We start from the raw sequence: 24,486 nt of genomic DNA, 5'->3' as shown, positions 1-24,486 counted from the left end.
GGGGAGGAGAAGGAAGGATCCTGGAGGGGGGTGGGGGGGGGGGGGGGGCACCCCCCCCCCCCCCCCCCCCCCCCCCCCCCCCCCCCGGCCCCTGCGGCATCTCAGCCGCGCGGGAAGGACACCTCCACGCGGCGGTTCTTCTTCCGGCCTTCCTCGGTGCTGTTGTCCGCGATCGGATACTGCTCGCCGTAGCCACGGATCTCGTAGGTGATCCCCCCGGAGGCGAGCGACGGCGACAACACCTTGTGCACGGCGTCCGCGCGCTGCTTGGACAGCACGTCACCGTGGGCGGAGGAGCCGAGGTTGTCGGTGAAGCCGAAGATGCGCACCTTGGTGGCGTTCTGCTTCTTGATCTCCTCGGCGATCGCGGCGATACGGGAGTTGGCCTCGGGGGTCAGCTTGGCACTGTCCTTGCCGAAGAGGACCTCCGCCTGGAGCGCGAACTTCAGGTTCGAGCTGGTCTCCTCACGCCGCTCCTCGCCACCCTCGGACTCGACGATCGAGATCAGCGGCAGCACCTTCGCGGGCGCGAGGGTGGCTCCGTCACGCATCTTCAGGCCGGGCGAGTTCCCGTCGACTTCGGGTGGCGGCACGGTCGACTCGGTACCCGGTGGGGTGCTGGGGATGTCATCGGCGTACGCCCCGGAGGCCCCGGTGAGCTGGACGCCGGTGAACAGCACCAGGGCGGCGAGCACGGAGGCGGCGGGCTTGTGGAGGGTGCGCATTACGAGATCTCGATCGTCGCGACCGGCATCTGCGGAATCTGGATGTCGACCTGGGACGTGTTCGCGGGCGGCGCGGGGAACTGGGCGAACATCGAGATGGTCTCCCCTGCCTTCACCGTGGTGACGCCAGTCGTCGTCAGCGGGTAGCCCTCGGTGTCACGCAGTACGTAATAGCGCTTCTTCTCCGTCTTGTCCAAGAGCGTGATCCCGGCAAGGGACGGGCCAGTCTGCTTCACGCTGACCTCCTGACCACTCCACTGCGGTGGCGCGATCAGCATCTTGGACGACGTGTTCTTCAGGCTCCCCGTGACGGTCAGAAAGCCGCCCTGATCTCTCACCGCGGTATGGATGACGAACTGGAAGCCGTTGCTCCCATTGATGGTCGCCAATGTGGCGCTGGTGTCCGGCACGGCGGGGCCGTCATCCGTCTTGGGGGTGCCCTGGCCGGCCGGGGCCGAGGAAGCGCTGCCCGCGTTCTCCGACGCCTTTCCCTCGTCACCGCCGCCTTGGCCGCCACCGCCGCCACAGGCCGACAGGAGCACAGCCAGTGCTACAGCGGTCACTCCGGCCGCCGCTCTGCGTGCTGCCGCTCCGTACCCATTACTCATAAGTGCCATTCCTTTGCGTTCCTTCGCGGTCAGTCCTCGGCGAGCCGGACTTCGAAGAGGTCGGACATGTCCGGGAGAAGCTTCGGGTCCAGGTCCGTCATGTCACCCTCGCACTCCAGAGAACCCGGGGACGGAGAGTCGTCGTCCTCGGCAGGATCGAAGCTGCATCGGGGAACGACAATGGCCGTCGCCGTCGCCTTGGCGGTCCGGTTGTCGGTGCCGGGGAGAATGGTGTCCCCCACCGGCTTCTGTGACGTCACACTGACCGTTGAGCCCCACCGGCCGTCGGCCAGTGGAGCGCAGCCCACAACGTTGGCCTCGTTCCGCCCGGCGTAGTAGTGGCTTGCGCCGCATCCGTCGAGCGCGGGGACGAGTTCGCCGTCCAGCAGGTCCATGAGATTGTCGAGGGTGAGCTCGAAGCTGTCCCGTTGCTCCCGGGCGGCTGCCAACGCCGCTGCATCTGCCGCAGACTGGGCACCATTGCGTGTGGCCCCGGCCTGACCGACCGCGAAGAACGCGAGCGCGAGAAAGAGCAGGCTCGCCACTACGAAGATGTAGAGGGGCGAGGCCTGCCCTGTCTCGCGGGAGCGCATGCCTGGCGTCAGCCACCGCCGACGATCGCGGTGACGCGCGCGAGCAGTCCGGCGGCGATCGTGTCCCCGACCCCCGACCCCACCACCGCCGCGATGATCACTCCCACCAGAATGATGATCCCGACGTACTCCACCGCGCCCTGCCCCCTGTCCCCCCTGCGCCTGAGCGCCGCGGCGGTGGTGTGCGCCCACGTACCCACGTACACCTTGGCCTGGGTCGTGGCCTTCAGCATGGTGTTCGGCATGGCGGTCTCCTCCGGGCTCGTACAGGTCGATGGGGGGAACGTACGGCGGGGGGAGTGGGGTGGGCATGGGCCTGGGGGCCCAAGTGGGGGCCCAATCGTGGGGGCGGGGGTGGTCAGCCATGGGTGGGTCCCCCTTGGGAGTGGGACAGGCCGTGCCAGATGGCGATGGCTTGGCCTCGGCTTTCGGCGTTGAGCTTGGCGAAGATGCGGTTGATGTGGTTCTTGACCGTCTTCTGGCTGATGAAGCACGTGGCGGCGATCTGCTGATTGGTCATGCCCGACGCGATCAGGTCCATCACCTCCACCTCCCGTTGACTCAGTAACGAATGTGCCATATTCGCTTGCTGCTGCGAAGGGGTTCCAGCAAATACCCCTCCGCGTACGCCAACTGGCGGAGTGTGGGGCGTTGCAGGAGCATAGGTGGCGCGGACTGCCGCCAGCAGGGCGTTCGAGGGGGTGTGGGTGAAGTGCGCCCGGCCCAGTGTCGCGTCGCGGACCGCGTCGACGAGTTGGCCGGCGGTGAACTCGCCGTGGACGAGGTAGCCGCACGCGCCGAGGCGGAGGGCTTCGTGGACGATGTCCGACTCCTGGCTGTACGTGGTCATCAGGACCGGTGCCAGGCGGACCAGGTGGGGCAGGGCCGTGATGCCGTCGACGCCCGGCATGCGGACGTCGAGGAGGATGACGTCCGGCTGGTGGCGTACCGCCGCTTCGTACGCCTCGCGGCCGTCCGCCGCTTGGGCGGTGACCTCGATGTCCTCGCGGCCGGACAGCAGCGCGGTCAGGCCCGCCCGGACGACGGGGTTGTCGTCGGCGACGATCACTCGCAGGTGCTCATGCATGGTGGTGCGCCCTCCGTTTCCAGTGCCCGTACCGGCAGTTCCAGCCGGACCTCGGTGCCCTTCGTGGCGCGGCCCCGGCCGATGCGGATGCGGGCGCCTATCGACGCGGCGCGCTCGACCATGCCGACGAGGCCGAAGTGGCCCGCCCGCTTCAGGCCGTCGAGCGTTGTGCCGGCGGGGAGGCCTCGGCCGTCGTCGTAGACGCTCAGGTACAGGACGTCGTCGATGACGCCCGACGACACGGTGATGTACGTGGGCCGGCCGTGCCGGTGGGCGTTCTCCATGGCTTCCGAGGCGACGGCGAGCAGCTGGCGGGCCACCGCGTGCGGGACGCGGGGCGGGAGGGAGCCGGCCGGGTGGTAGCTCGTGCGTACACCGTGACGGCGGGCGAAGTCGGCGGTGCGGGCGGCCAGTTCCAGGCCCACGTCCACCCCTCCGTCGAGGTCCGACTCCCGCCGCAGGTCGGCCAGGAGCTCGCGGGACTCGGCGGCGGCGCGGCGGGCGGAGCGGGCGACGAGTTCCGCCTGGCGGCGCACCGACGCGGGGTCCGCGCGGTCGGCCGTGGACGCCAGGCCGTCGGCGGCCAGCGCCAGGCCGTGCAGGGTCTTGGCGACCGAGTCGTGCATCTCCCGGGCGAGCCGCGCGCGTTCGGCCTCCACGGCGCCGTTGACGGCGAGCCGGGCGCGCGCCTCGGTGAGGGCCTGGCTCGCGGCGCCGAAGTCGAGGATGAGGCCCCGGAGGGTCGAGCCGACCGCCCCGACGATCACGCACAGACCGGGGAAGAGGAGCGAGGAGGGCTCCACCGCGACCTCGGTGTTCACGCCGTACGACAGCAGGAGGAGAAGGGACTGCAGGACCGCGAAGAACGCGGCGCCGCGCCAGCCGTAGAGCAGGCCGGCGAGCAGCGGCGTACAGATGGTGACGTACGCGAGTGTCGACTCGGGTGACGCGGTGGCCAGCAGCAGCGCGCCGAACAGCATGTCGACCGTGAGCACGGCGGGGTGGCGCAGCAGGATGCGGCCGAAGCGCTCCCAGTCGCGCAGGACGACGTACGACACCATGAAGGTGATGAGGACGGCGGCGCCCACCAGCCAGGTGCCGACGCCGGGAGCCGCGCCGTCGAGGGCGAACGGCGACGCCAGCACGATCATCGCCAGCCGGAAACCGAACACCTGGCGGCACAGCGCCTGGAGGGCGTTGACCTGCAGGGGGAGGGACGGCGGATCCGGTGTCCGCAGAGTCATGGCGTCACCCGCCGATGATGTCCGCGAAGTCGACACCGGAGCCGTAGTAGAAGCTCAGGGCGATCAGGATCATGGTGGCGGGCAGCATCACCATCGTCACGACGAGCGTGGTCTTCGGTACGGCCTTGGCGGCCGTGCGCCGGGCGTTCTGGGCGTCGGTGCGCCGCATGTCGTTGGCGATCTGGATGAGCGTGTCGACGATCGGCGCGCCCAGTTCCTCGCCCTGCTGGAGGGCGGTGACGAACATGGAGACCTGCTCGGAGGCGTTGCGTTTGCGTAGCTGGTCGAAGGCGTCGCGGCGGCTGACGCCCATGTCCATCTGGCGCAGGGTGATGCGCAGTTCGTCGGCCCACGGCCCGGAGTACTTCTCGGCGACGCGCTCCAGGGCCTGGCGGAAGCCGAGTCCGGCGGAGACGACGACGGCGAGGACGTCGAGGAAGTCGGGCAGGGTGCGTTCGATGTCGTCCTTGCGGCGCCGGATCGCCAGCCGGAGGAGGACGTCGGTCCAGGTCAGCCCATACAGCAGGATGATGACGGCGACGACCGCCTGGCCGCGCGCCAGCATGGCGAGGGCGGCGAGGATGCCGAGGAAGCCGTAGACGGCGCGGCGGGCGGCGTACCGGTCGACGGTCATTCCGCCGGGGTTGCCCGCCATGTCGAGGCGGCGGCGCAGCGCGTCCACCCGCTTGGGGCCCATCATCCCGAGGACGGCGGGGGCCCAGCGCATACCGAGCCGGTCGACGCCGGAGCCGACGGCGGTGGTGCGGGTGGCGCCGACCTCGAGGGCGAGGACCAGGTCACCGGGGAGTCTGGCGTCGGCCCGGTACATGCGGATGCCGTGGAAGACGCCGTACACGGACAGGCCGATGACGGCCGCGTACAACAGGCCCATGACGTGTCACCTCCTCAGACTCGGATGCGGGACAGGCGGCGGATGAGGACGAAGCCGACGGCGTACAGGCCGAAGGCGAGGACGGACCCGATCTGTCCCGCGGCGGAGCCGGTCATCTTGTCGAGGGCTCCGGGCGCCATCCCGTTGATCATCAGCAGGAAGCCCAGGCCCAGCAGGGGCAGGGCGAAGGCGGTCACTTTGACCTGGGAGAGCAGGGTGATGACCTCGCGCCGGGTCTCCTTGCGCTCCTCCAGGGTGCTGGTGAGGTTGCGCAGCGAGGTGACGACCTGTCCGCCGGCGCGGTTGGACAGGACGAGGGTGGAGACGAGGACGACGAGCTCCCGGGAGGGCAGGCGGTCGGCGAGGTCGCCGAGCGCGTCGTCGAGGCTGTGACCGACGGCGAGCTGGTCGGCGACCTTGCGGAGCTCCTCGCCGGCCGGGTCGTCGAGCTCCTCGGCGGCCATCGCGATGGCGGTGCGCAGCGCGAGGCCCGCCTGGGTGGCGTTGGCGAGGACGCGGGTGAGCTCGGGGAGCTGGTTGATGAACGCCTCGGTGCGCCTCTGGCGCTGCCAGTTGAGGAACGAGTTGGCGCCCCAGAGGCCGGCGAGTGCGGCGAGGACGCCGAAGAACGGGGCGAAGACCGCGCCGACGGTGAGGTGGATCCCGAGCAGGGCGGCCACCGCGTACACGACGTACTCGCCGGGTGTGAGGTCCAGGCCGGTGGCGGCGATCTTGCGCTCGATGCGGCGGCCGAGGCGGGTGGCGCGCAGCCGCCGGTCGACGCGTACGAAGCGGCGGCGCCGGCCGTCGGGGGGGACGTGTCCCGTCTGGGTCATCCGTGCCACGAGGGCTTGGCGCTGCGCCTTGCCGGAGGCGTAGACGTGTACGCCGGCGATGCCCAGCACGCAGGCGAGGAGGGTGACACCGAGCGTCAGGAGCGGGAGGTTGTCCATGGGGGTCACGGGGGTCCAGTCGGGGGCGGCGGTCAGGCGGTGGTGGCGCGGCGGAGGGCGAGCTGTTGGTCGGTGTGGGCCACGCCGAACGCGGCCGGTATGGCCTCGCTCTTGAGGTAGAGGCGTTCGGCGACGCGGCGCGGGAGCGGGAAGTACTCGAACTGGCCGTGGATCCGTCCGTCGGCGGACATGGGGCGGGCGGCGAAGCGGCAGACGGTCACGATGCGGTACTCCTCGCGGCCGTGGGAGTCGACGATCGCGATCTCGGTGATCTTGCGGGCGCCGTCGGCGTGCCGGGTGAGCTGGACGATGACGTCGACCGCGCTGTTGATCTGGTCCTTGATCGCGACGAAGGGGACCTCGACCTCCGACATGGAACCCAGGGTCTGGAGGCGCATCAGGGCGTCCTCGGCGCTGTTGGCGTGGACGGTGGCGAGGGAGCCGTCGTGGCCGGTGGACATGGCCTGGAGCATGTCGAGTGTCTCGCCGCCGCGGACCTCGCCGACGATGATCCGGTCGGGGCGCATGCGCAGGGAGTTGCGTACGAGGTCGCGGATGGTGACGCGGCCCTTGCCCTCGACGTTCGGTGGGCGGGCTTCGAGGGTGATGACGTGGGACTGCTGCAGCTGGAGTTCGGCGGAGTCCTCGATGGTGACGATGCGCTCGCCGTCGGGGATGAGGCCGGACAGGGCGTTGAGGAGGGTGGTCTTTCCGGTGCCGGTGGCGCCGGAGACGATCACGTTGAACTTGGCGCGTACGAGTCCGGCGAGCAGCATCACCATGTGCTCGTCGAGTGAGCCGAGGGCGACCATCTCCTGGAGCGTGAAGGCGCGCGGGAAGCGGCGGATGGTGAGGATGGGACCGGAGAGGGACAGGGGCGGGATGATGACGTTGACGCGTTCGCCGGAGGGCAGGCGGGCGTCGACCATCGGATTGGACTCGTCGACGCGGCGGTTGACGGTGGAGACGATCCGCTCGATGGTCTGCATCAGCTGCTCGGTGGACGAGAACCGCATCGGTAGCTGTTCGAGGCGGCCGCGCCGCTCGACGAAGACCTGCTCGGGGCCGTTGACCATGATCTCGCTGATGGAGGCGTCTTCGAGGAGCGGTTCGAGGATGCCGAGCCCGAGGGCCTCGTCGACGACGCGGCGGATGAGCTGCGAGCGCTCGGTGGAGGACAGGACGGGGCCCTCGCGGCTGATGATGTGGCCGAGCACCCGCTCCAGGCGGGCGCGGCGCTCGGCCGCCGCGAGGGCGGACATCTCGGCGAGGTCGATCTCCTCCAGCAGCTTGACGCGGTAGACGCCGACGAGGTGGTTGTCCTCGCCCTTGCCGTCGACCGGCTCGGGACTGCTGATGCGCGCCCGCAAGCTCATGTCGTTCCTCAACTCCCTCAGTCGGTGGCGGGCGTGGTGACGGGCATGGTGGTGGACCTCTGGGCGCTGGGGAAGGTGAACAGCGGGATGACGGAGGGGATCGGGACGGTGGCGGTGGCGGTGACCTGGTCGCCGGCTCCTCCGGACGGGGCGTCGATGCTCGCGCCGTCCGCCAGCCAGGAGCTCATCGCGCCGTATCCGGCGGATGAGCCGTCGCCGCCCTGCGACGCCACCCGTGCCGCCGCTCTCGACGCCGTGCCCGCCTGCTGCACCGCGTACGCCACGAACCCGAGCTGGACGGCGGCCAGGGCGGCGATGAGCAGCACGGTGACCCAGCCGACGAACTCGACGGCCGACTGGCCGACGTCGCCGGGGCGCCGCCCCCGCCTCGCGTACGCGGTCATTCGTCGCCCTCCCACGCCGCGGACGCCGTGCCGCGCACGGTCACGGGGATGTCGAACCCGGGGAACAGCACGGGGACGTTCACCTCGACCGAGGCGGTGTAGAGGTCCGGGCCGCCTCCGCCGCATGCGGGGGTGACCGTCCACGCTCCCGACACGCTGCCCTGCGCGGCCGCCGCGCAGGCGCCGGATCCGCCCACGGTGCCCGCCCGGGCCGCCTCGTCCGCGGCGTTGCCCGCCAGTGACCAGGCGTAGCCGACGAGGGCGGCCTGCCAGAGCAGGACGATCACGCCGAGGACGACCGGGACCATCCCGGTGAACTCGACCGCGACCTGCCCGCGGTCACTTCCGTAACGGCGTCTCATGACCCACCCCTGCCCCCTCCGGTTACTTGCCGCGTGCCCGCCGGAGGCCCACCGAGCCCCGGTCGCCGCGGAACTTCCCCTGCCTGCTTTCCCCTTCCGGCGCCTTCACGATCCCCAGTTCGCCCGCCAGCGCCCACAGCGCCTGCTTGACGGAGGACTTGGCCTCCAGGTCCTGCATCCGGCCGGCGTCGACGACCGACTGGAGTTCCTTGAAGTTCGCCGGTACGGAGGTCCTGGCGACGCGCGTGCCGGTGATCTTCTCGACGAGCTGCGGCTGGATCTCCGTGTTCCTGATGTGCCGGTTGACGACCGTCACCGTCTCCTCCGCCTTGCGGATCTGGAGCCGGTCCCAGAGCCGGACCATGCGTTTGGCGGCGCGTACGGCCACCACGTCGGGCGTGACGAGCAGCAGCGTGGTGTCGGCCATCTCGATGGCGGCGGCGTTGGCGCTGTCGAGGTGCGTACCGCAGTCGATGACGACGACCTCGTAGCGGTTGCGCAGGGCGCTGACGATCTGGCGGACCGACCGGTCGGTGACGTCCTCGCCCCGCTCCCCCTCGCCGGGCGCGAGCAGCAGGCCGATGCCGGACTGGTGGGCGTACAGGGCGTCCTGGAGGACCCGGGGTGATATGTCCTGGATGGCCGCGAGGTCCACGATGGACCGCCGGAACTGCACGTCCAGGTAGGACGCGACGTCCCCGGACTGGAGGTCCAGGTCCGCCAGCGCGACGCTCAGGCCGGACGCCCGGGCGGCGAGGGCGAGCTGCACCGCGGTGACGGTGGTGCCGACCCCGCCCTTGGCGCCGCTCACGGTGACGACCCGGCCGCCCGGCCCGGTGAAGACGTCGCCGCCCTGTCCGAGGTGGCGCCGTACGCCCGCGGACCAGGCGGCCGCGGACTGGACGCGCTGGGCGAGCTCCTCGTACGACAGGGGCATGCCGACCAGGCCGCGGGCGCCGGAGTCCATGGCGGCCGAGTAGAGGCCGGGGCCCGTGTCGGCGGTGACGAGGACGACACCGACCGCCGGGAAGCGGAGGGCCACCTCCCGGATGAGGTCGAGCGCCGGGACGGGCCCGATGCCGCCGTGGACCAGGACCACCTCGGGCAGTTCGTCCAGGGACTCGGCGGCGAGCCTGGCGAGGGTGTCGATCAGCGAGGTGGAGTCACCGACCGGGCCCGCGGGTTCGGCGTCGGGGAGCTGGCCGAGGAGGGTGGTGATGGATCGGGCGGCGTCGGCGTCACCGACGGCCGGGAGGATGCGTGTGGTCATCCGGCCCTCACTTGTTCTTGTCTTCGTCGAGCGTGTAGCTGCCCTCGCCGGGCCGGAGGACGGTGGGGCTGTTCCTGGGCAGCAGCGCGAGCCGTACGTGCTCGGCGAACGACTCGGCGTACGCCACGCGCTGGGCGTCGGTGGTGCTGAGGGCGAAGGTGATCGGTACGGCTTCGCGCACGCCGACGCCCCGGTTGTCGTCGCGCTTGCCGTCGAGCGGGGTGAGCTTGCCGACGTCGAGGACGCGGGCGTTGGCGACGATGATGCGGGACTCGGCGACGGCGCCCTTCTCCCGGTTGTCGTCGTCGAAGGTGGCGAAGATGTTCACCAGGGAGCCCGCGGTGATCTTTCCGGCGACACCGGTGGCGGCGTCGATCATGATGGCGATCTCCTGCTGGCCGCTTTCCAGCGCGGGCCGTCTGGCGATCATGTCCTCCTGGAGCAGTGAGCCCTTTTTGAGGTCGGTGACGGCGATCTTGTCCTTGACGACGGAGAGGTCGGTGACCGCGTTTCCGGAAAGCCAGCGCTCGGGCATCTTTATCTTCTGGAACTGGGCGGGCTGAAGTGCCGTGTAGGCCGCCACGTCGGCCTTCAGTTCGTATGCGTCGACCTCCGGGCCCACCTTGGAATTCACGTCGCTGATCACCGTGACCACACCGGCGAAGGCGCCGAGCGCACACAGGAGCGAAAGGAGCAGGAGAATGACACCGCGACGCTGACGTGAATTCATGGGCGGGGCGACCTCGTGAGGAGACGTAGGCGTGGGACCGTGAGGGGACGGGAACCGGGTTGACGTGGCTGACGTGGCTGACGTGGGCGCGAGGGCGGGCGGGGGCCGGGCGGGGGGCTCATGCGGTGCCCTGGCTGAGCTCGGGCGGAACGAGCGGGGCCGAGCAGAATCCGCAGCGGTCCCCGATGAGGTCGATTCCGCACCAGGAACAGACCTCCCGCCGCACGGACGCGACGAGTTGGTAGAGGACCGAGATGTCGGGGAGAAAGGCGGCGAATTCAACCAGCTTCGCGGTCCCCCACCATTTCGGTGATTCGGCCGGCAGCGCGCTCTCCACGACGCCCTGGACCCGCCAGGCGGGCGCGAGGGATTCGGTGACCCATTCCGACGCCAACTGCCCACGTGCGACCATCAGTTGGGTACCGAACTCGGGACCGGCGAGCTGCTCGCCGGTGCCGATCCTGATCAGCTGGGGTGCCGGGTTGGCGAGGACGCCGAACTGCGAGCCGGGGACCCACGACTTGGCGTGGGACTTCAGGCTCACGGGGACGCGGTCGAGCCGGGTGACCGTGTTGAGCAGGGCTCCCGCGTAGATGTAGTGGGACAGCAGCCGGGCGGCCGAGGCGATGACCCCGGCGCCGAAGTCGCAGACGGACAACTGGCGGAGCTGGCGGACAAGTACGGCGACGCCCAGCGGCGGGAGGTCCAGCTTCAGCAGCGCGATGCGGTCGCTCTCGAGGACCGACCGGACGGTGTGCAGGCGGCGTTCGTGGGGGGCGGGGAGGGAGGCGGGATAGAGGGCGATGACGTAACCGTGCTGTTCGACCATGACCTGCATGTCCGCGACGGCGGCGTCGAGCGGCTGGACGCCGGGCGGGTGCAGCAGGGCCGCCGTGGGGGTCTGGTGGTCGGTCGGCGGCAGCACCAGATCCGCGCTGGTGACGGCAATTGCGGTCGGCACGCTGTTCCCCGTTCAGCTCCGGCCGCCGGGATTCCGGCGAACCGCAGGCACCTGCTCTGCCTGCTCCTCCACGCTCACTCCTGCCCACCCGCACTTTAACCACCTGTGAGGGGGCAGAGAACAGCTTTCAGATCGCTCGGTCGCAATGCGTGGGCGACGCTCGGGTGACCAATCAGGACGAAGGCGTCAGTGGTTAACTCCTGTTTCTTTGCAGAGGTCTTGACAAGTTGATTGGTCTGGACCAGTTTTACGGAAACGGCGGTGGCCACCGTTCCCCAGCCCCTCCCCCGACTCCCCCACCGGAGGCAGCACGTGGACCCCTCGCAGCGCAGACCCGCGCCCCTACGTCACCGCGGATGGCTCCAAGGGAGCCTGGCGCTGGCCGTGGGCGCCGGGCTCGCCCTGACCGGCGTGACCGCCGGCACCGCCCACGCCGCCGACGTCAACGTCGCCAAGAACGCCGGATTCGAGTCCGGCCTCGCCAACTGGACCTGCACCGCGGGCAGCGGCGCCACCGTCTCCTCGCCCGTGCACGGCGGGGCCGTCGCGCTCAGGGCCACGCCCGGCGGGCAGGACAACGCCCGGTGCTCCCAGACCGTCGCGGTCCGGCCGAACTCCACGTACACGCTCAGCGCCTGGGTGCAGGGCGGGTACGCCTACCTCGGCGCGAGCGGCACCGGGACGACGGACGTGTCGACCTGGACGCCCGACTCGGCCGGCTGGAAGCAGCTGACCACCCGCTTCACGACGGGCGCGAGCACCACGTCCGTGACGGTCTACACCCACGGCTGGTACGGGCAGGCCGCCTACTACGCGGACGACATATCCGTCTTCGGGCCCGACGGGGGCGGGGGCCAGGACCCCGACCCGGTGGTGCCCGCCACGCCCGCCGGACTCACGGCCGGTGCGGTGACCTCGTCCTCCGTCACCCTGAGCTGGAACCCCGTCTCCGGCGCGACCGGCTACCACGTCTACCGGGACGGCGCCAAGGTCCAGTCGGTGACCGGGACGTCGGCGACCGTGACCGGGCTGGCGGCGAACACCTCGTACAGCTTCCAGGTCAGCGCGGCCAACACGGCCGGGGAGTCGGCGAGGTCCACGGCGGTCACCGCCCGGACCTCCACCACCGGGCCGAACCCGAACCCGGCGGTGCCGAAGCACGCGGTGACCGGCTACTGGCAGAACTTCGACAACGGCGCCGCCGTGCAGAAGCTGCGGGACGTGCAGGCGCAGTACGACATCATCGCCGTGTCGTTCGCCGACTCGACCTCGACGCCGGGCCAGATCGTCTTCAACCTCGACCCGGCCGTCGGCTACGCCTCGGCCACCGACTTCAAGGCGGACATCGCGGCGAAGAAGGCCGCCGGGAAGTCGGTGATCATCTCGGTGGGCGGCGAGAAGGGCAACGTCACCATCAACAGCGACGCGTCGGCGACGGCCTTCGCGAACAGCGCGTACGCCCTGATGCAGGAGTACGGCTTCAGCGGCGTCGACATCGACCTGGAGCACGGCATCAACTCCACCTACCTGACCAAGGCGCTGCGCCAGCTTTCGGCGAAGGCGGGGCCGGGCATGGTGCTGACGATGGCGCCGCAGACCATCGACATGCAGAACACCGGGACGGAGTACTTCAAGACGGCGCTCGCCGTGAAGGACATCCTCACGGTCGTCAACATGCAGTACTACAACAGCGGCTCGATGCTGGGCTGCGACGGCAAGGTCTACTCGCAGGGATCCGTGGACTTCCTGACGGCGCTGGCCTGCATCCAGCTGGAGGGCGGCCTGGACGCCTCCCAGGTCGGCCTGGGCGTTCCCGCCTCACCGCGTGGAGCGGGCAGCGGCTACGTCGACCCGTCGGTGGTGAAGAACGCGCTGGACTGCCTGACGCGCGGCACCGGCTGCGGTTCCTTCAAACCGTCGAAGACCTACCCGGCGCTGCGCGGGGCGATGACCTGGTCGACGAACTGGGACGCCACGGCCGGCAACGCCTGGTCGAACGCGGTGGGACCGCACGTCCACAACCTGCCGTAGCCGTCAGGCCCGGTTCGACAGGTAGTGGTGCAGTACGGGGCCCAGTTCCGCCAGCCACTGGTGGAGCTGGGCCTTGCGCTTGGCGTCGATCCGGCACTCGTACAGCATCCCGCCGGGATGGGCGACGGCCACCATGAGGACCGCCCCGCCGTGCGGGGACGGCGCGTGGTGCACGGTGGCGACGGCGGCCCACGGGAAGTCCATGGTGTGGCCGTTGATCTCCAGGGACACCCCGTTCGGGTCCACGATCACGGAGTTGCGCCGGTCGTGGGCCATGAACTCCGGTCCGTCGGCGGGCGCCCCGTAGTGCGGAGGGTGCGGGGCGCTGTACGGGGCGCTCGGCGGGGCGCCGTACGGGACGGGCGGCGGGGCGCTCGGCGGGGCGCCGTACGGCGCCGGCGGCGCGCCGTACGGCGGCTGTACGGGTATCGGGGGGCCGAATCCGGGGGGAGTCGTCATGCCTCCAGTATGGCCAACGGGCCCCTGCCCGCCTCCTACCAGGGCAGCTCGCGCACCTGCTGCACGCACAGCACCAGGAACAGCAGTCCCGCCGCGCCCAGGACACCGTTGCTGAGCCAGCCGTTGCGCCATTCGCGGGGGGTCCGGGAGGAGTTGAGGAGCCAGACCAGGGTGAGGGCGAGGAACGGCATGAAGAAGGCGCCGATCACGCCGTAGACGATGACCAGTCCGAACGGCTGGTCCAGGAAGAGCAGGGACATCGGCGGGAACGTCAGCCACAGCAGGTAGGCGCGGAAGGGCAGCGACTTCTCGCGGGCGCCCGCCGCGACCTCCTCGCCGGTGCCGTCGCCCCGGTTGCGGAAGCGGGTCACGAAGTCGGCGAACATCAGGCTCACGCCGTGCCAGACGCCGATGAGGGAGGTGATGGAGGTGGCGAAGAAGCCGATGAGGAACAGCTTGGCCGTGGCCGTGCCGTACTGGTCCTCCAGGACCTTGCCGAGGTCCAGGAGCCCCTTGTCGCCCTTGGCCAGCGCGACGCCGGAGGAGTGGAGCAGTTCGGCGCCGACGAAGAGCATGGCGACCACGAAGATGCCGGTGGTGATGTAGGCGACGCGGTTGTCGAGGCGCATCACCTTCATCCAGGAGGTGTCCGTCCAGCCCTTGGCGTTGACCCAGTAGCCGTAGGCGGCCAGCGTGATCGTGCCGCCGACGCCGCCGATCAGGCCGAGGGTGTAGATCAGTGAACCGTCCGGGAGGACGGGCGCGAGGCCCGCGAACGCTTCGCCGAGGTGCGGGGTGACCCGGACGGCGAGGTACACGGTGACCACGAACATGACACCGACGAGCAGGGTCATGACCTTCTCGAAGACGGCGTACCGGTTGAACCAGACGAAGACCAGTCCGCCCACACCGCACAGGACGGCCCACCACTTGAGGTCCATGACGCCCGGGAAGAGCGCCTGGAGGGGCAGGGCGCTGGAGGACATGGCCGCCGCGCCGTACACGAAGCCCCAGATGGCCACGTACACCGCGAAGTAGACGGTCGTCCACGCGCCGAGGCTGCGCCAGCCGTCGAAAAGGGTACGTCCGGTGGCGAGGTGCCAGCGGCCGGCGGCCTCGGCGAGCGAGATCTTGATGAGGCAGCCGACGACGGCGGCCCACAGGAGCGTGTAGCCGAACTTGCTGCCGGCGATGAGGGTGGCGACGAGGTCGCCGGCACCGACGCCGGTCGCGGCCACCACGATGCCGGGTCCGATGTAACGCCAGCTCGCCTTGCGGAGCCGGGGTCCCGTCCCCTCGGTCTCGCCCTGTCGCGCGGTGTCTGTCATGCGTTGCCGCCTTTCGCTCACCCGACGTCACGTCACCAAAGCGCGGCACACGGTGATCGCGCAAGGGTGCCGGGCGTGGCGACCGCGACCGAACGCGTACTTGACGCGGTCATGCCATCGCCGGACGATGCGTCGCACGGGGAGACCCACCCCGTACCCCCCACCGCAGGAGACGACATGCGCATGCGCATACGCGGCAGAAGGTCCGCCACCCTCACGGCCCTCCTGGCGCTCGCCGTCGCGGCGCCGCTCACCGCCACCGCGACCGCACCACCCACGGACATACCCGCCACCTCCGCCGCCACCACGGAGGAGGTCGTCCGGCAGTACGAGATCCACGGCCCGTCCACCCCCGCCGAGCGCACCGCCCTCGCCGCCACCGGCGTCTCGATCGACGAGGCCGACTCCCACGCGGTCGTCGTCAGCGCCAACGCCGAGCAGGCGCGCATGCTGCGCGCCCTCGGACACAAGCTGGAGGCGCTGCCCGCCCCGCCCGACCGGACCGGCGGCAAGGCGGTCGGCGCGATGGACTTCCCCTCCGCCGACGCCCGCTACCACAACTACGCCGAGATGAACGCGGAGATCGGCCAGCGGCTCCAGCAGTACCCGAACATCATGAGCCGCCGCGTCATCGGCAAGAGCTACCAGGGCCGCGACATCGTCGCCATCAAGATCAGCGACAACGTCGCCACCGACGAGAACGAGCCCGAGATCCTCTTCACCCACCACCAGCACGCCCGCGAACACCTCACCGTAGAGATGGCGCTGTACCTGCTGCGCGAGTTCGGCGCCGGATACGGTTCCGACTCCCGCGTCACCAACGCCGTCAACAACCGCGAGATCTGGATCGTGCCGGACCTCAACCCGGACGGCGGCGAGTACGACATCGCCTCCGGCTCCTACCGCAGCTGGCGCAAGAACCGGCAGCCCAACTCCGGCTCGTCGTACATCGGCACCGACATGAACCGCAACTGGAACTTCAAGTGGGGCTGCTGCGGCGGTTCCTCCGGCTCCCCGAGCTCCGACACCTACCGGGGCCGCGCCGCCGAATCCGCCCCCGAGGTGAAGGTCGTCGCCGACTTCGTCCGCTCCCGGGTCGTCGGCGGCAAGCAGCAGATCACGGCGGGCATCGACTTCCACACGTACAGCGAGCTGGTGCTCTGGCCGTACGGCTACACCTACAACGACACCGCCCCCGGCCTCACCCAGGACGACCGCGACGCCTTCGCCACGGTCGGCCGCAAGATGGCCGCGAGCAACGGCTACACGCCCGAGCAGTCGAGCGACCTCTACATCACCGACGGGTCCATCGACGACTACCTGTGGGGCGCGCACAAGATCTTCGGCTACACCTTCGAGATGTACCCGCGTTCCGCCTCGGGCGGCGGCTTCTACCCGCCCGACGAGGTCATCGAGCGCGAGACCAGCCGCAACCGTGACGCGGTGCTCCAGCTGATCGAGAACGCCGACTGCATGTACCGGTCGATCGGCAAGGAACAGCAGTACTGCGCGTAGTACGCGCCGTGCGCGACGACCGGCGCGGTACGGCGTACGAGGCCGTACCGCGCCGGTTCGCGCACCGCACCGAGGGCTTCGCAGGTCAGCCCAGGACCGCCAGGGCGTCGATCTCGATCAGCAGGCCGGCGGGAAGACCGACGTAGACCGTCGTGCGGGCGGCCGGGGGCACGGTCAGTCCGGCGAAGTACGCGTCGTAGATCTCGTTCATCTCGGCGAAGTGCGCCGTGTCCGTGAGGTAGACGCGGATCATCATCACGTCGTCCCAGGTGGCGCCGCCCTCCTTGAGGACCGCCTCGACATTGGCGAGGGTCTGGAGGGTCTGCTCGCGCAGCGTCGGACCGGCCGGCGTCGGGGCCTGCCCCTCGACGGCCGGGAGGAAACCGACCTGGCCGGCGACCTGGAGGATGTTGCCCTTGCGCACGCCGTGGGAGAACCGGGCGGGCGGGGCGACGTGAGTGGCGGGGGTGAGGGCGGTCTTCTCGGTCATGCGCTCGCTTCCTTGGGTGGGGTGCCGCCTGAGTACTCGCCGCTGATGGCGTCGGCGGTACGGCGTACCAGTGGGAGGAGGGTGAGGAGTTCGTCGGCGGTGACGACGACATTCGGCGCGGAGACCGACATGGCGGCGACGACCCGGCCGTCCGCCCCTCGGACGGGGGCCGCGACACAGTTGATGGACTCCTCGTGGCCGCCGAGGTCGGTGGCCCAGCCCTGTTCGCGTACGGTCGCCAGCTCCTGGAGGAACGCTGCGGCGTTCGGGATCGAACGGGGCGTGTACATGGGGTAGTCGAGCCTGGCCGCCAGCGCACGGCGCTCCGGCTCGGGCAGGTCGGCCAGCAGCAGCTTCGCCACGGCGGCGACGGTGATCGCGACGGGCTTGCCGATGCGGGAGTACATACGGACCGGGTAGCGGCTGTCGACCTTGTCGATGTAGAGCACCTCGCCCTCCTCGTGCACCGCGAGGTGCACGGTGTGTCCGGTCTCCTCGTTGAGGCGTACGAGGTAGGGGTGGGCGATCTCGCGGATGTCGAGGTTCTCGACGGCTTCCTGCGCGAGGGCGAACAGCCGGGCGCCGAGGCGGTAGCGCTGGTCCTCCTGCCGGTAGACCAGGCCGTGTTCGTGGAGGGTGCGCAGCAGCCGCAGCGCGGTCGACTTGTGTACGCCGAGGGCGTCGGCGACCTGTCCGAGGTCGGCGGGTCCTCGCGCGAGCAGCGGCAGGATGGTGAGCGCGCGGTCGACGGTCTGGCTCATGGCGTACGTACCTCCTGGTCCTCCCCGGCCGGCGTCCAGCCGGGGCCGAGGTGCAGTCTCCCCCAGGCGTCGTCGTCGAGGTCGGCCAGGCGGTCGGCGTGTGCGGTGGCGGGCGGGGTGCCGAGGTCGCCGGGGACGGTGAGCGCGGCCGCGGCCATGAGGTGGCCGTGGCGGAGCCGGTGCGTGAGGCCGAGCCCGCGGAGGGTGGCGGACAGGAACCCGGCGGCGAAGGCGTCCCCGGCGCCGATGGGGACGACGACGTCCACACGGGGTGCGGGGACGAAGGCCACGGTGTCACCGTCCGGCGGTTTCGCTCCCGGCCCCTCGGAGCCCGGGGGCTCCCGAGGCGGCGCCCCCGGCGGCGACCCCGCACAGCGGCTGAACGCCGTTGCGCCCCGCCCGCCGTGCTTGACCACCAGCACCGACGGTTCGGGCAGCGCCCCGCGGATCGTCGCGGCGCCCCGCAGGCCCCACGCCGCCTCCGCCTCGTCGTCGCCGACGAAGACGAGGTCGGCGCCCCGGGCGAGGTCCAGCAGGACGGAGGGGTCCGTGCCGCGCCACAGGCCCGGCCGGTGGTTGACGTCGAAGGAGACCAGGGGCCGGCCGGGGCGGCGGGTGGTGAGGGTGCGCACCAGGGCCAGGCAGTCGGCGGACAGCGCGGCGGTGATCCCGGAGAGGTGCAGGACGCGGGCCGTGGCGAGGTCCTCGTACGGAACGGTGTCCGGGGACATCGCGGAGGCGGCGGACCCGGCCCGGTAGTAGACGACTTCGTGGCCGTCGGCGGCCCGGTCGGTGGCCGTGCGGAAGTAGACACCGGTCGGGCGGTGCGGGTCGCGGCGTACGGCGGAGGTGTCGACCCCGTACGCGGCGACGGCCTCCACCAGGTGGTCGCCGAAGCCGTCGGCGCCGACGCGGCTGACCCACCTCGCCCGGTGGCCGGCGGCGGCCAGGGCGCAGGCGACATTGGACTCGGCGCCTCCGATGGCGCGGGTGAAGGACGGCACGTCGGCGAGGCGGCCCGGGCGGGAGGGCAGGAAGGTGACCATGGACTCGCCGAGACAGACGACGTCGGGTGCGGTCACGCTGGGGACTCCTCACTGGGTCCTACCCGGATCCATTGACCCGGCGTTGCGCCGGATGTTAGACACCACTGAGCAATATACGCAATGAGCGTTGCACACAATGCAACAGATGGGGGGCAGCCATGGCCGCCGAACACCTCAAGGCCGAGGACCTCGGACAGGAGCGCGTCGACCACCGGTTCAAGGGGCTCCCCATGGACGCCGAGGGACTGACCGTGGGTGGGCTGGCGGCCCAGCGCCGCAACCTCTTCACCGGCGGCTTCACCACCCCCGTCCTCGCCCTCTCCGCCGAGGCCCTGGAACACAACCTGGCACTGCTGGAGACGTACGCGGAGCGGCACGGCCTCGCCTTCGCCCCGCACGGCAAGACGTCCATGGCACCGCAACTGTTCGACCGGCAGGTCGAGTACGGCGCCTGGGGCATCACGGCGGCCGTGCCGCACCAGGCCCGCGTCTACCGGACGTTCGGCATCCGGCGGATCTTCCTCGCCAACGAGCTGGTCGACCCCGCCGCCCTGCACTGGGTGGCCGCCGAACTGGGCCGGGACCCGGACTTCCGTTTCATCTGCTACGTCGACTCCGTACGCGGGGTCGAGCTGATGGACCAGGCCCTGCGCGGCTCCGGGCGCCCCGTCGACGTGGTCGTCGAGCTCGGCGCGGGCGACGGCGCCCGTACCGGGGCGCGCACGGAGGCGGACTGCGCCGCCGTCGCGGACGCGGTCGCCGCCACCGGCACGCTGCGGCTGGTCGGCGTCGCCGGGTACGAGGGCGAGGTGCCGGACGCGACACCCGAGACCGTACGGGCCTGGCTGCACCGGCTCACGGGTCTCGCCGTCGCGTTCGACAAGGACGGCCGCTTCCCGGCCGGCCTCGACGAGATCGTCGTCAGCGCGGGCGGCAGCGCCTGGTTCGACACGGTCGCCGAGGTGTTCGCGGAACTCCCGCCGCTGTCCCGCCCGGTGCTGAGGCTCCTGCGCTCCGGGGCGTACGTGTCGCACGACGACGGCCAGTACCGCAACCTCACTCCCTTCAACCGGGTCCCGGAGGAGGGCGCCCTCCGGCCCGCGTTCCGGCTGTGGACCCAGGTGGTGTCCCGCCCGACGGCGGAGCAGGCGTTCGTCAACGCGGGCAAGCGGGACGCCGCGTACGACCTCCACCTGCCCGAGGCACAGGTCGTCCGCTCCGCGCGCGACGGATCGGTCCGCCCGGCGGACGGGATCACGGTGACCCGGCTGTCGGACCAGCACGCCTGGCTGGAAACGACGGCCGGGGCCCGGCTGGAGGTGGGCGACTGGGTCGGCATGGGCCTGTCGCACCCGTGCACGGCGTTCGACAAGTGGCAGCTGATCCCCCTGGTGGAGGAGGACGGCACGGTCGTCGACTTCATCCGTACCTTCTTCTAGGAGCGGCCGGGATGGACCTCGTCATCCGGGACGTACGCGTCATCGACGGCAGCGGCGGCGCGTCCTACCGCGCCGACGTCGGCGTCACGGGCGGCCGCATCACGGAGATCCGGCGGGAGGGCGACCGCTCGCTGACCGCCGCACGCGTCCTGGACACGCACGGACTGGCCCTCTCGCCCGGCTTCATCGACATGCACGCCCACAGCGACCTCGCCCTGCTCCGCGACCCGGACCACAGCGCCAAGGCCGCCCAGGGCGTCACGCTCGAAGTGCTGGGCCAGGACGGCCTGTCGTACGCGCCGGCCGACGACCGCACCCTGGACGAGGTCCGCCGCGCCATCACCGGCTGGAACGGCGACGGCTCCGACGTCGACCTCGACTGGCGGACCGTCGGCGAGTACCTGGACCGCCTGGACCGCCAGGGCATCGCCGTCAACGCGGCCTACCTCGTCCCCCAGGGCACCGTCCGCGCGTACGCCATGGGCTGGGAGGACCGGCCGCCCACCGGCGCCGAACTGGACCGGATGAAACGGCTCGTCGCCGAAGGCCTGGAGCAGGGCGCCGTCGGCATGTCCTCCGGCCTGACCTACACGCCCGGCATGTACGCGCGCGACGCCGAACTGACGGAGCTGTGCCGGGTCGTGGCGGCGTACGACGGCTACTACTGCCCGCATCACCGCAGTTACGGCGCGGGCGCCCTGCGTGCGTACGAGGAGATGGTCGCCCTCACGCGGGAGGCCGGCTGCGCCCTGCACCTGGCGCACGCCACCATGAACTTCGGCGTGAACGAGGGCAGGGCGCCCGAGCTGCTGGCGCTGCTGGACGAGGCGCTGGCGGAGGGCGCGGACATCTCGCTCGACACCTACCCCTACACGCCCGGCTGCACCACGCTCGTCGCGCTGCTGCCGAGCTGGGCGGGCGAGGGCGGCCCGGAGGCGGTCCTGGCCAGGCTGCGGGACGACGCGACGGCCGAGCGGATACGCCACCACCTGGAGGTCACCGGCTCGGACGGCTGCCACGGCGTACCCGTCGAGTGGGACGGCATCGAGGTCTCCGGCGTCTCAGCGCCGGGGCTCGCCGACCGCGTCGGCAGACGTCTCGACGGCTGGGCCGACGCCCGCCGCCTGCTCATCGAGGACCGGCTCGGCACGACGATCCTCCACCACGTCGGCCACGAGGAGAACGTCCGCGCGATCATGCGCCACCGCGTCCACACGGGCGGCTCGGACGGCATCCTCCAGGGCACCAAGCCGCACCCGCGCGCGTACGGCACGTTCCCCCACTACCTGGGGCGGTACGCGCGGGAACTGGGCGTCCTGTCGCTGGAGGAGACGGTCGCGCACCTCACCTCACGTCCGGCCGCCCGCCTCCGCCTCCCCGACCGGGGCCTGGTCCGCGAGGGCTACCGTGCCGACCTGGTCCTCTTCGACCCGGATACGGTCGCCGCGGGCTCCACCTTCGACGCCCCGCGCACCCTCCCGGCCGGCATCCCCCACGTCCTGATCGACGGCCGCTTCGTCATCGAGGACGGCCGCCGCACGGACGCCCTGGCGGGCCGGGCGGTCCGGCGCACCGGCTAGGTCCGCGCCCGGTACGGCGCCGCCCCGCACCGGCCGGGTGAGCAGCACGCCCACCACGCACACCACCGCCGCCAGGGCGAAGCCGTACCCCGGGGTGCGGCCGGAGGGCGCCGTCTCGTAGACGAGGGCGGCGCACAACACCATCAGGACCCGCCCGGCGCGCCCGTCCCACGCGCCGGCGGCCACCACGGTGACGCCCCACAGCAGGTACCAGGGCTGCACCATCGGCGAGAGCGCCACCAGGGCCACGAGGGCGAGGCCCAGGGCGTGGACCGGGTCCGGACGGCCGCGCGCCGCACGCCACGCCAGATGCGCGACGAGGGCGAGCGCGGCCACGAGGCCGAGGCGCTGGACGGCCGCCTTGACCGGGTCCGGGTCGGCGCCCAGCAGCAGGCGCAGCAGCTCCCCGAGGACGAGACCCAGGTCACTGGTGGCCGAAAGCGCGGTGTGGATCGTCCCGGCGACGCTCTGCGTCCGCAGCCAGCCGAACCCGGTGCCCGCGGCCAGCGTGGCGCCGACGGCCACCGCCCCGGCGACCGCCCCGGGGCCGAGCAGCCCCTTCACCACGCGGTGGACGACCGGGCGGCCGGTGGCGGCGCGGCCGACGATCACGCCGATGAAGAGGAGCGCCACGGCTGCCGGGGACTTGACCATCACCGCGAGCCCGACGACCGCGCTGCCCAGGACCCAGCGGCCGCGACTCGCGAGGACGACGCCCACGAGCATCAGGGCGATCATGAGCCCGTCGTTGTGCATCCCGCCGACGACGTGCATGAGCAGGAGCGGGTTGAGCGCACCGAGCCAGAGTGCACCGCTCTCGCCGTCCTCGCCGCGGTCGCGTGCCAGTCGGCGCAGCGCCCAGACGATCAGGGCCAGGGCCGCCACGGCGATCAGCCGCATGCCGAGCACGGCGGGCACGATCGTCCCGCCGGTGGCCAGGGTCACCGCCTGTGCCAGCGCCAGGAAGACCGGGCCGTACGGGGCGGGCGTGTCCGTCCAGTTCCCGCCGACGCTCGCGGCGGCGTCACCGCCGAGACCGTTCGGGTCCAGGACGGACGGTCCGGCGCCGTACACGTCGTGGCCCTCCAGGACCATCGCGCCCTGGGCGATGTAGCTGTACACGTCGGCGCTGTGGAGGGGCGGGGCGAGGAGCATCGGCGCCGTCCACCAGCCGAGCGTGGTGAGCGTCTCGCGCACGGACGCCCCGGCCCGGCCGTAGCCCCACCAGGCGACCACGAGGAGGGTCAGGCCGAGGTACGCCAGGACGGTGGCCGCCACCGTGACGCCCGGCCCGTGGGGCACCCAGATGCCCCACGGGTCGCGGGTCGGCAGTGTCCCGGCGGCCCAGCCGCCCGCGGCTGTCGCGACCGACCCGGCCGCGCCCAGCCGGCGGTACCCGACAGCGCTCATTGCCCACATGACCCGCCAACCTATCGGGCGGGTCCGGGCCGCTCGGCTACGGCCGCCCTGCTACGGCTTGGGCAGGGTGCACCCGGGCCGCCCGAGGTCGATCTTGTTGCCGGTGCCGACGCAGGCGACGATGCCGTACGTCTGCTGGCCGTAGTTGATGCCGGGGCGGACCGTCACGGTGCCGTTCTGGTCGACCTCGCACGGGTTGTTCATCGTGCAGCGCTGACCGTCCTCATTGCCGGTGTTGTTGACCGCGACGACCTTGCCGGTGGCGTTGTCGATGACGGGTGACCCGGACGTGCCGCCGATGGTGTCGCAGGCGGCGGTGTAACGAACGGAGTCCTTCATGGTCCAGCCGGCTTCCTTGAGGCGGTACGCGAAGCCGTCGATCGAGCAGCTGTAGATCCGCTTCCAGTAGCCGGAGACCACCTTGATGGCCGTGCCCTGGGCGGGACGGGTGGCGTTCAGCTCCAGCGCCTTGATGGAGTGGCGCGCCTGTATCTGGGCGTACGTGCTGGTCAGCTCGTACAGGGACACGTCGGTGTCGGTCATCGTCGCGTACGCGATCTTGGATGCGCGGAGGGTGGCGACCTTGCTGCCGGCGGAGTTCAGCAGGCTGAAGGTGCGGGTGGAGGGCTTGTCGACGACGACCATGCCGGGTCCGGGCATGCCACTCTCCAGGCAGTGCCCGTTCGACAGCACGAGCGCGGGGTCGGTCGGCTGGGAGCCGGGAACGCGGACGACGGAACCGGAGCAGTTGCTGAGCGCGACGGTTCCGGCGAAGTCGACGGCCGTGGTGGTGGGGGCGGTGGGGGCGGTCGGGGCTGCCGTGGCGGTGGGAGCGCCCGCTCCAAGGAGCGTGAGCGCGAGCAGCGCGCCGACGAGAGGCTTTCGCATGTGGGGGGTCCCCTCTGGCGGTGACTTTGTCATGCGCATTGTGAGGGGCGGGGCGTGGGTGGGAGGAGAGCGTTTTCGGCCGTGCGGCGCGGGGTGCGGTGCGGTGCGGCGCCTGCCGGTGGGTGTGGGGTGCGGCCCCTCCGGGCTCACCTCCTCGAGGCCGGCGGCCTTGGGTGCGCCGAGTCAGGAGCCGTTCTGGCGCCGCCAGCCTCTGCGGGGGCGACCCTGCACGGCCGCACCCCGGTCGTCCGCCGGGTGCGGGCGCGCTTTTCGTCGACCACGGCGAGGAGGGGCCGTGCAGGGTCGTCCGCGGAGGGGATCGGCG

At 71.3% G+C, this 24,486-nt stretch carries 24 protein-coding genes and 1 pseudogene; 4 read left to right on the top strand and 21 right to left on the bottom strand.

Going from position 1 to position 24,486, the window contains the following annotated elements; translation table 11 throughout:
* Window positions 1-101: 101 nt before the first annotated feature.
* The 14 genes from ACZ6C1_RS36990 to ACZ6C1_RS36925 form a co-directional block, all read right to left on the bottom strand.
* Window positions 102-725: an OmpA family protein gene (locus ACZ6C1_RS36990; RefSeq protein ID WP_469247453.1), complete on the bottom strand. Its 624-nt coding sequence runs from the start codon at window positions 723-725 to the stop codon at window positions 102-104.
* Window positions 725-1,288 (bottom strand): hypothetical protein, encoded by a 564-nt coding sequence (locus tag ACZ6C1_RS36985; protein ID WP_469247452.1) that lies wholly within the window; start codon window positions 1,286-1,288, stop codon window positions 725-727. Before ACZ6C1_RS36985 ends, ACZ6C1_RS36990 begins: the two co-directional genes overlap by 1 nt.
* A gap of 74 nt (window positions 1,289-1,362) precedes the next feature.
* Complete coding sequence (locus ACZ6C1_RS36980; RefSeq protein WP_469247451.1) at window positions 1,363-1,926, bottom strand: pilus assembly protein TadG-related protein; 564 nt, start codon at window positions 1,924-1,926, stop codon at window positions 1,363-1,365.
* 8 nt (window positions 1,927-1,934) lie between these two features.
* Window positions 1,935-2,171, bottom strand: coding sequence for a hypothetical protein (locus tag ACZ6C1_RS36975; protein WP_469247450.1), 237 nt, complete (start codon window positions 2,169-2,171; stop codon window positions 1,935-1,937).
* A gap of 113 nt (window positions 2,172-2,284) precedes the next feature.
* Window positions 2,285-3,013, bottom strand: coding sequence for a response regulator (locus ACZ6C1_RS36970; RefSeq protein ID WP_469247448.1), 729 nt, complete (start codon window positions 3,011-3,013; stop codon window positions 2,285-2,287).
* Complete coding sequence (locus ACZ6C1_RS36965; RefSeq protein WP_469247446.1) at window positions 2,992-4,257, bottom strand: sensor histidine kinase; 1,266 nt, start codon at window positions 4,255-4,257, stop codon at window positions 2,992-2,994. The genes ACZ6C1_RS36970 and ACZ6C1_RS36965 overlap by 22 nt, the downstream gene beginning before the upstream one ends.
* A 4-nt stretch (window positions 4,258-4,261) precedes the next feature.
* Window positions 4,262-5,149 carry a DUF5936 domain-containing protein gene (locus ACZ6C1_RS36960; RefSeq protein ID WP_469247445.1) on the bottom strand — a complete coding sequence of 296 codons (888 nt, stop codon included), beginning with the start codon at window positions 5,147-5,149 and terminating at the stop codon, window positions 4,262-4,264.
* Between the two features lie 14 nt (window positions 5,150-5,163).
* Window positions 5,164-6,102: a type II secretion system F family protein gene (locus ACZ6C1_RS36955; RefSeq protein WP_469247443.1), complete on the bottom strand. Its 939-nt coding sequence runs from the start codon at window positions 6,100-6,102 to the stop codon at window positions 5,164-5,166.
* Between the two features lie 32 nt (window positions 6,103-6,134).
* Window positions 6,135-7,478, bottom strand: coding sequence for a CpaF family protein (locus ACZ6C1_RS36950; protein ID WP_469247442.1), 1,344 nt, complete (start codon window positions 7,476-7,478; stop codon window positions 6,135-6,137).
* A 17-nt stretch (window positions 7,479-7,495) separates the two neighbouring features.
* Complete coding sequence (locus ACZ6C1_RS36945) at window positions 7,496-7,882, bottom strand: TadE family protein (RefSeq protein ID WP_469247440.1); 387 nt, start codon at window positions 7,880-7,882, stop codon at window positions 7,496-7,498.
* A complete protein-coding gene (locus tag ACZ6C1_RS36940; protein WP_469247438.1) occupies window positions 7,879-8,244 on the bottom strand; it encodes a TadE/TadG family type IV pilus assembly protein in 366 nt (121 codons plus the stop codon). Before ACZ6C1_RS36940 ends, ACZ6C1_RS36945 begins: the two co-directional genes overlap by 4 nt.
* 22 nt (window positions 8,245-8,266) lie before the next feature.
* Window positions 8,267-9,514 (bottom strand): AAA family ATPase, encoded by a 1,248-nt coding sequence (locus tag ACZ6C1_RS36935; protein WP_469247437.1) that lies wholly within the window; start codon window positions 9,512-9,514, stop codon window positions 8,267-8,269.
* Between the two features lie 7 nt (window positions 9,515-9,521).
* Window positions 9,522-10,244 (bottom strand): Flp pilus assembly protein CpaB, encoded by a 723-nt coding sequence (gene cpaB, locus ACZ6C1_RS36930; RefSeq protein ID WP_469247436.1) that lies wholly within the window; start codon window positions 10,242-10,244, stop codon window positions 9,522-9,524.
* Between the two features lie 118 nt (window positions 10,245-10,362).
* A complete protein-coding gene (locus tag ACZ6C1_RS36925) occupies window positions 10,363-11,205 on the bottom strand; it encodes a hypothetical protein (RefSeq protein WP_469247435.1) in 843 nt (280 codons plus the stop codon).
* A gap of 312 nt (window positions 11,206-11,517) precedes the next feature.
* Between ACZ6C1_RS36925 and ACZ6C1_RS36920 the strand changes: the two genes are divergently transcribed.
* A complete protein-coding gene (locus ACZ6C1_RS36920) occupies window positions 11,518-13,236 on the top strand; it encodes a chitinase (protein WP_469247434.1) in 1,719 nt (572 codons plus the stop codon).
* A gap of 3 nt (window positions 13,237-13,239) precedes the next feature.
* Here ACZ6C1_RS36920 and ACZ6C1_RS36915 read toward each other — a convergent pair whose 3' ends face one another.
* Both ACZ6C1_RS36915 and ACZ6C1_RS36910 read right to left on the bottom strand, forming a co-directional pair.
* A complete protein-coding gene (locus ACZ6C1_RS36915) occupies window positions 13,240-13,695 on the bottom strand; it encodes a hypothetical protein (protein ID WP_469247433.1) in 456 nt (151 codons plus the stop codon).
* A gap of 35 nt (window positions 13,696-13,730) precedes the next feature.
* The gene (locus tag ACZ6C1_RS36910) at window positions 13,731-15,023 is read right to left on the bottom strand and encodes an Nramp family divalent metal transporter (RefSeq protein WP_469247431.1); all 1,293 of its coding nucleotides are present in this window, start codon (window positions 15,021-15,023) and stop codon (window positions 13,731-13,733) included.
* Between the two features lie 177 nt (window positions 15,024-15,200).
* Between ACZ6C1_RS36910 and ACZ6C1_RS36905 the strand changes: the two genes are divergently transcribed.
* Window positions 15,201-16,538: a M14 family metallopeptidase gene (locus ACZ6C1_RS36905; RefSeq protein ID WP_469247430.1), complete on the top strand. Its 1,338-nt coding sequence runs from the start codon at window positions 15,201-15,203 to the stop codon at window positions 16,536-16,538.
* An 85-nt stretch (window positions 16,539-16,623) separates the two neighbouring features.
* Here the strand turns inward: ACZ6C1_RS36905 and ACZ6C1_RS36900 are convergent, their stop codons facing one another.
* From ACZ6C1_RS36900 to ACZ6C1_RS36890, 3 genes are read right to left on the bottom strand one after another with little or no spacing between them, the layout of a single operon-like run.
* A complete protein-coding gene (locus ACZ6C1_RS36900; protein WP_469247429.1) occupies window positions 16,624-17,028 on the bottom strand; it encodes a RidA family protein in 405 nt (134 codons plus the stop codon).
* A complete protein-coding gene (locus ACZ6C1_RS36895) occupies window positions 17,025-17,789 on the bottom strand; it encodes an IclR family transcriptional regulator (protein ID WP_469247428.1) in 765 nt (254 codons plus the stop codon). The genes ACZ6C1_RS36900 and ACZ6C1_RS36895 overlap by 4 nt, the downstream gene beginning before the upstream one ends.
* Window positions 17,786-18,871, bottom strand: coding sequence for a sugar kinase (locus ACZ6C1_RS36890; RefSeq protein ID WP_469247427.1), 1,086 nt, complete (start codon window positions 18,869-18,871; stop codon window positions 17,786-17,788). Before ACZ6C1_RS36890 ends, ACZ6C1_RS36895 begins: the two co-directional genes overlap by 4 nt.
* A gap of 122 nt (window positions 18,872-18,993) precedes the next feature.
* Between ACZ6C1_RS36890 and ACZ6C1_RS36885 the strand changes: the two genes are divergently transcribed.
* Window positions 18,994-20,274: an alanine racemase gene (locus ACZ6C1_RS36885; RefSeq protein WP_469247426.1), complete on the top strand. Its 1,281-nt coding sequence runs from the start codon at window positions 18,994-18,996 to the stop codon at window positions 20,272-20,274.
* 11 nt (window positions 20,275-20,285) lie between these two features.
* The gene (locus ACZ6C1_RS36880; protein WP_469247425.1) at window positions 20,286-21,854 is read left to right on the top strand and encodes an N-acyl-D-amino-acid deacylase family protein; all 1,569 of its coding nucleotides are present in this window, start codon (window positions 20,286-20,288) and stop codon (window positions 21,852-21,854) included.
* Here the strand turns inward: ACZ6C1_RS36880 and mptB are convergent.
* Together mptB and ACZ6C1_RS36870 are read right to left on the bottom strand one after the other, a co-directional pair.
* Window positions 21,825-23,273, bottom strand: a pseudogene (mptB, locus tag ACZ6C1_RS36875) (polyprenol phosphomannose-dependent alpha 1,6 mannosyltransferase MptB); the annotation flags it as partial. The gene ACZ6C1_RS36880 and the pseudogene mptB sit on opposite strands and share 30 nt — an antisense overlap.
* 51 nt (window positions 23,274-23,324) lie before the next feature.
* Window positions 23,325-24,161 (bottom strand): S1 family peptidase, encoded by an 837-nt coding sequence (locus ACZ6C1_RS36870; protein WP_469247424.1) that lies wholly within the window; start codon window positions 24,159-24,161, stop codon window positions 23,325-23,327.
* Window positions 24,162-24,486: the final 325 nt, after the last annotated feature.

This window comes from Streptomyces sp. NPDC041796, assembly GCF_055590785.1.
This window is presented reverse-complemented; position numbering and strand designations above follow the sequence as displayed.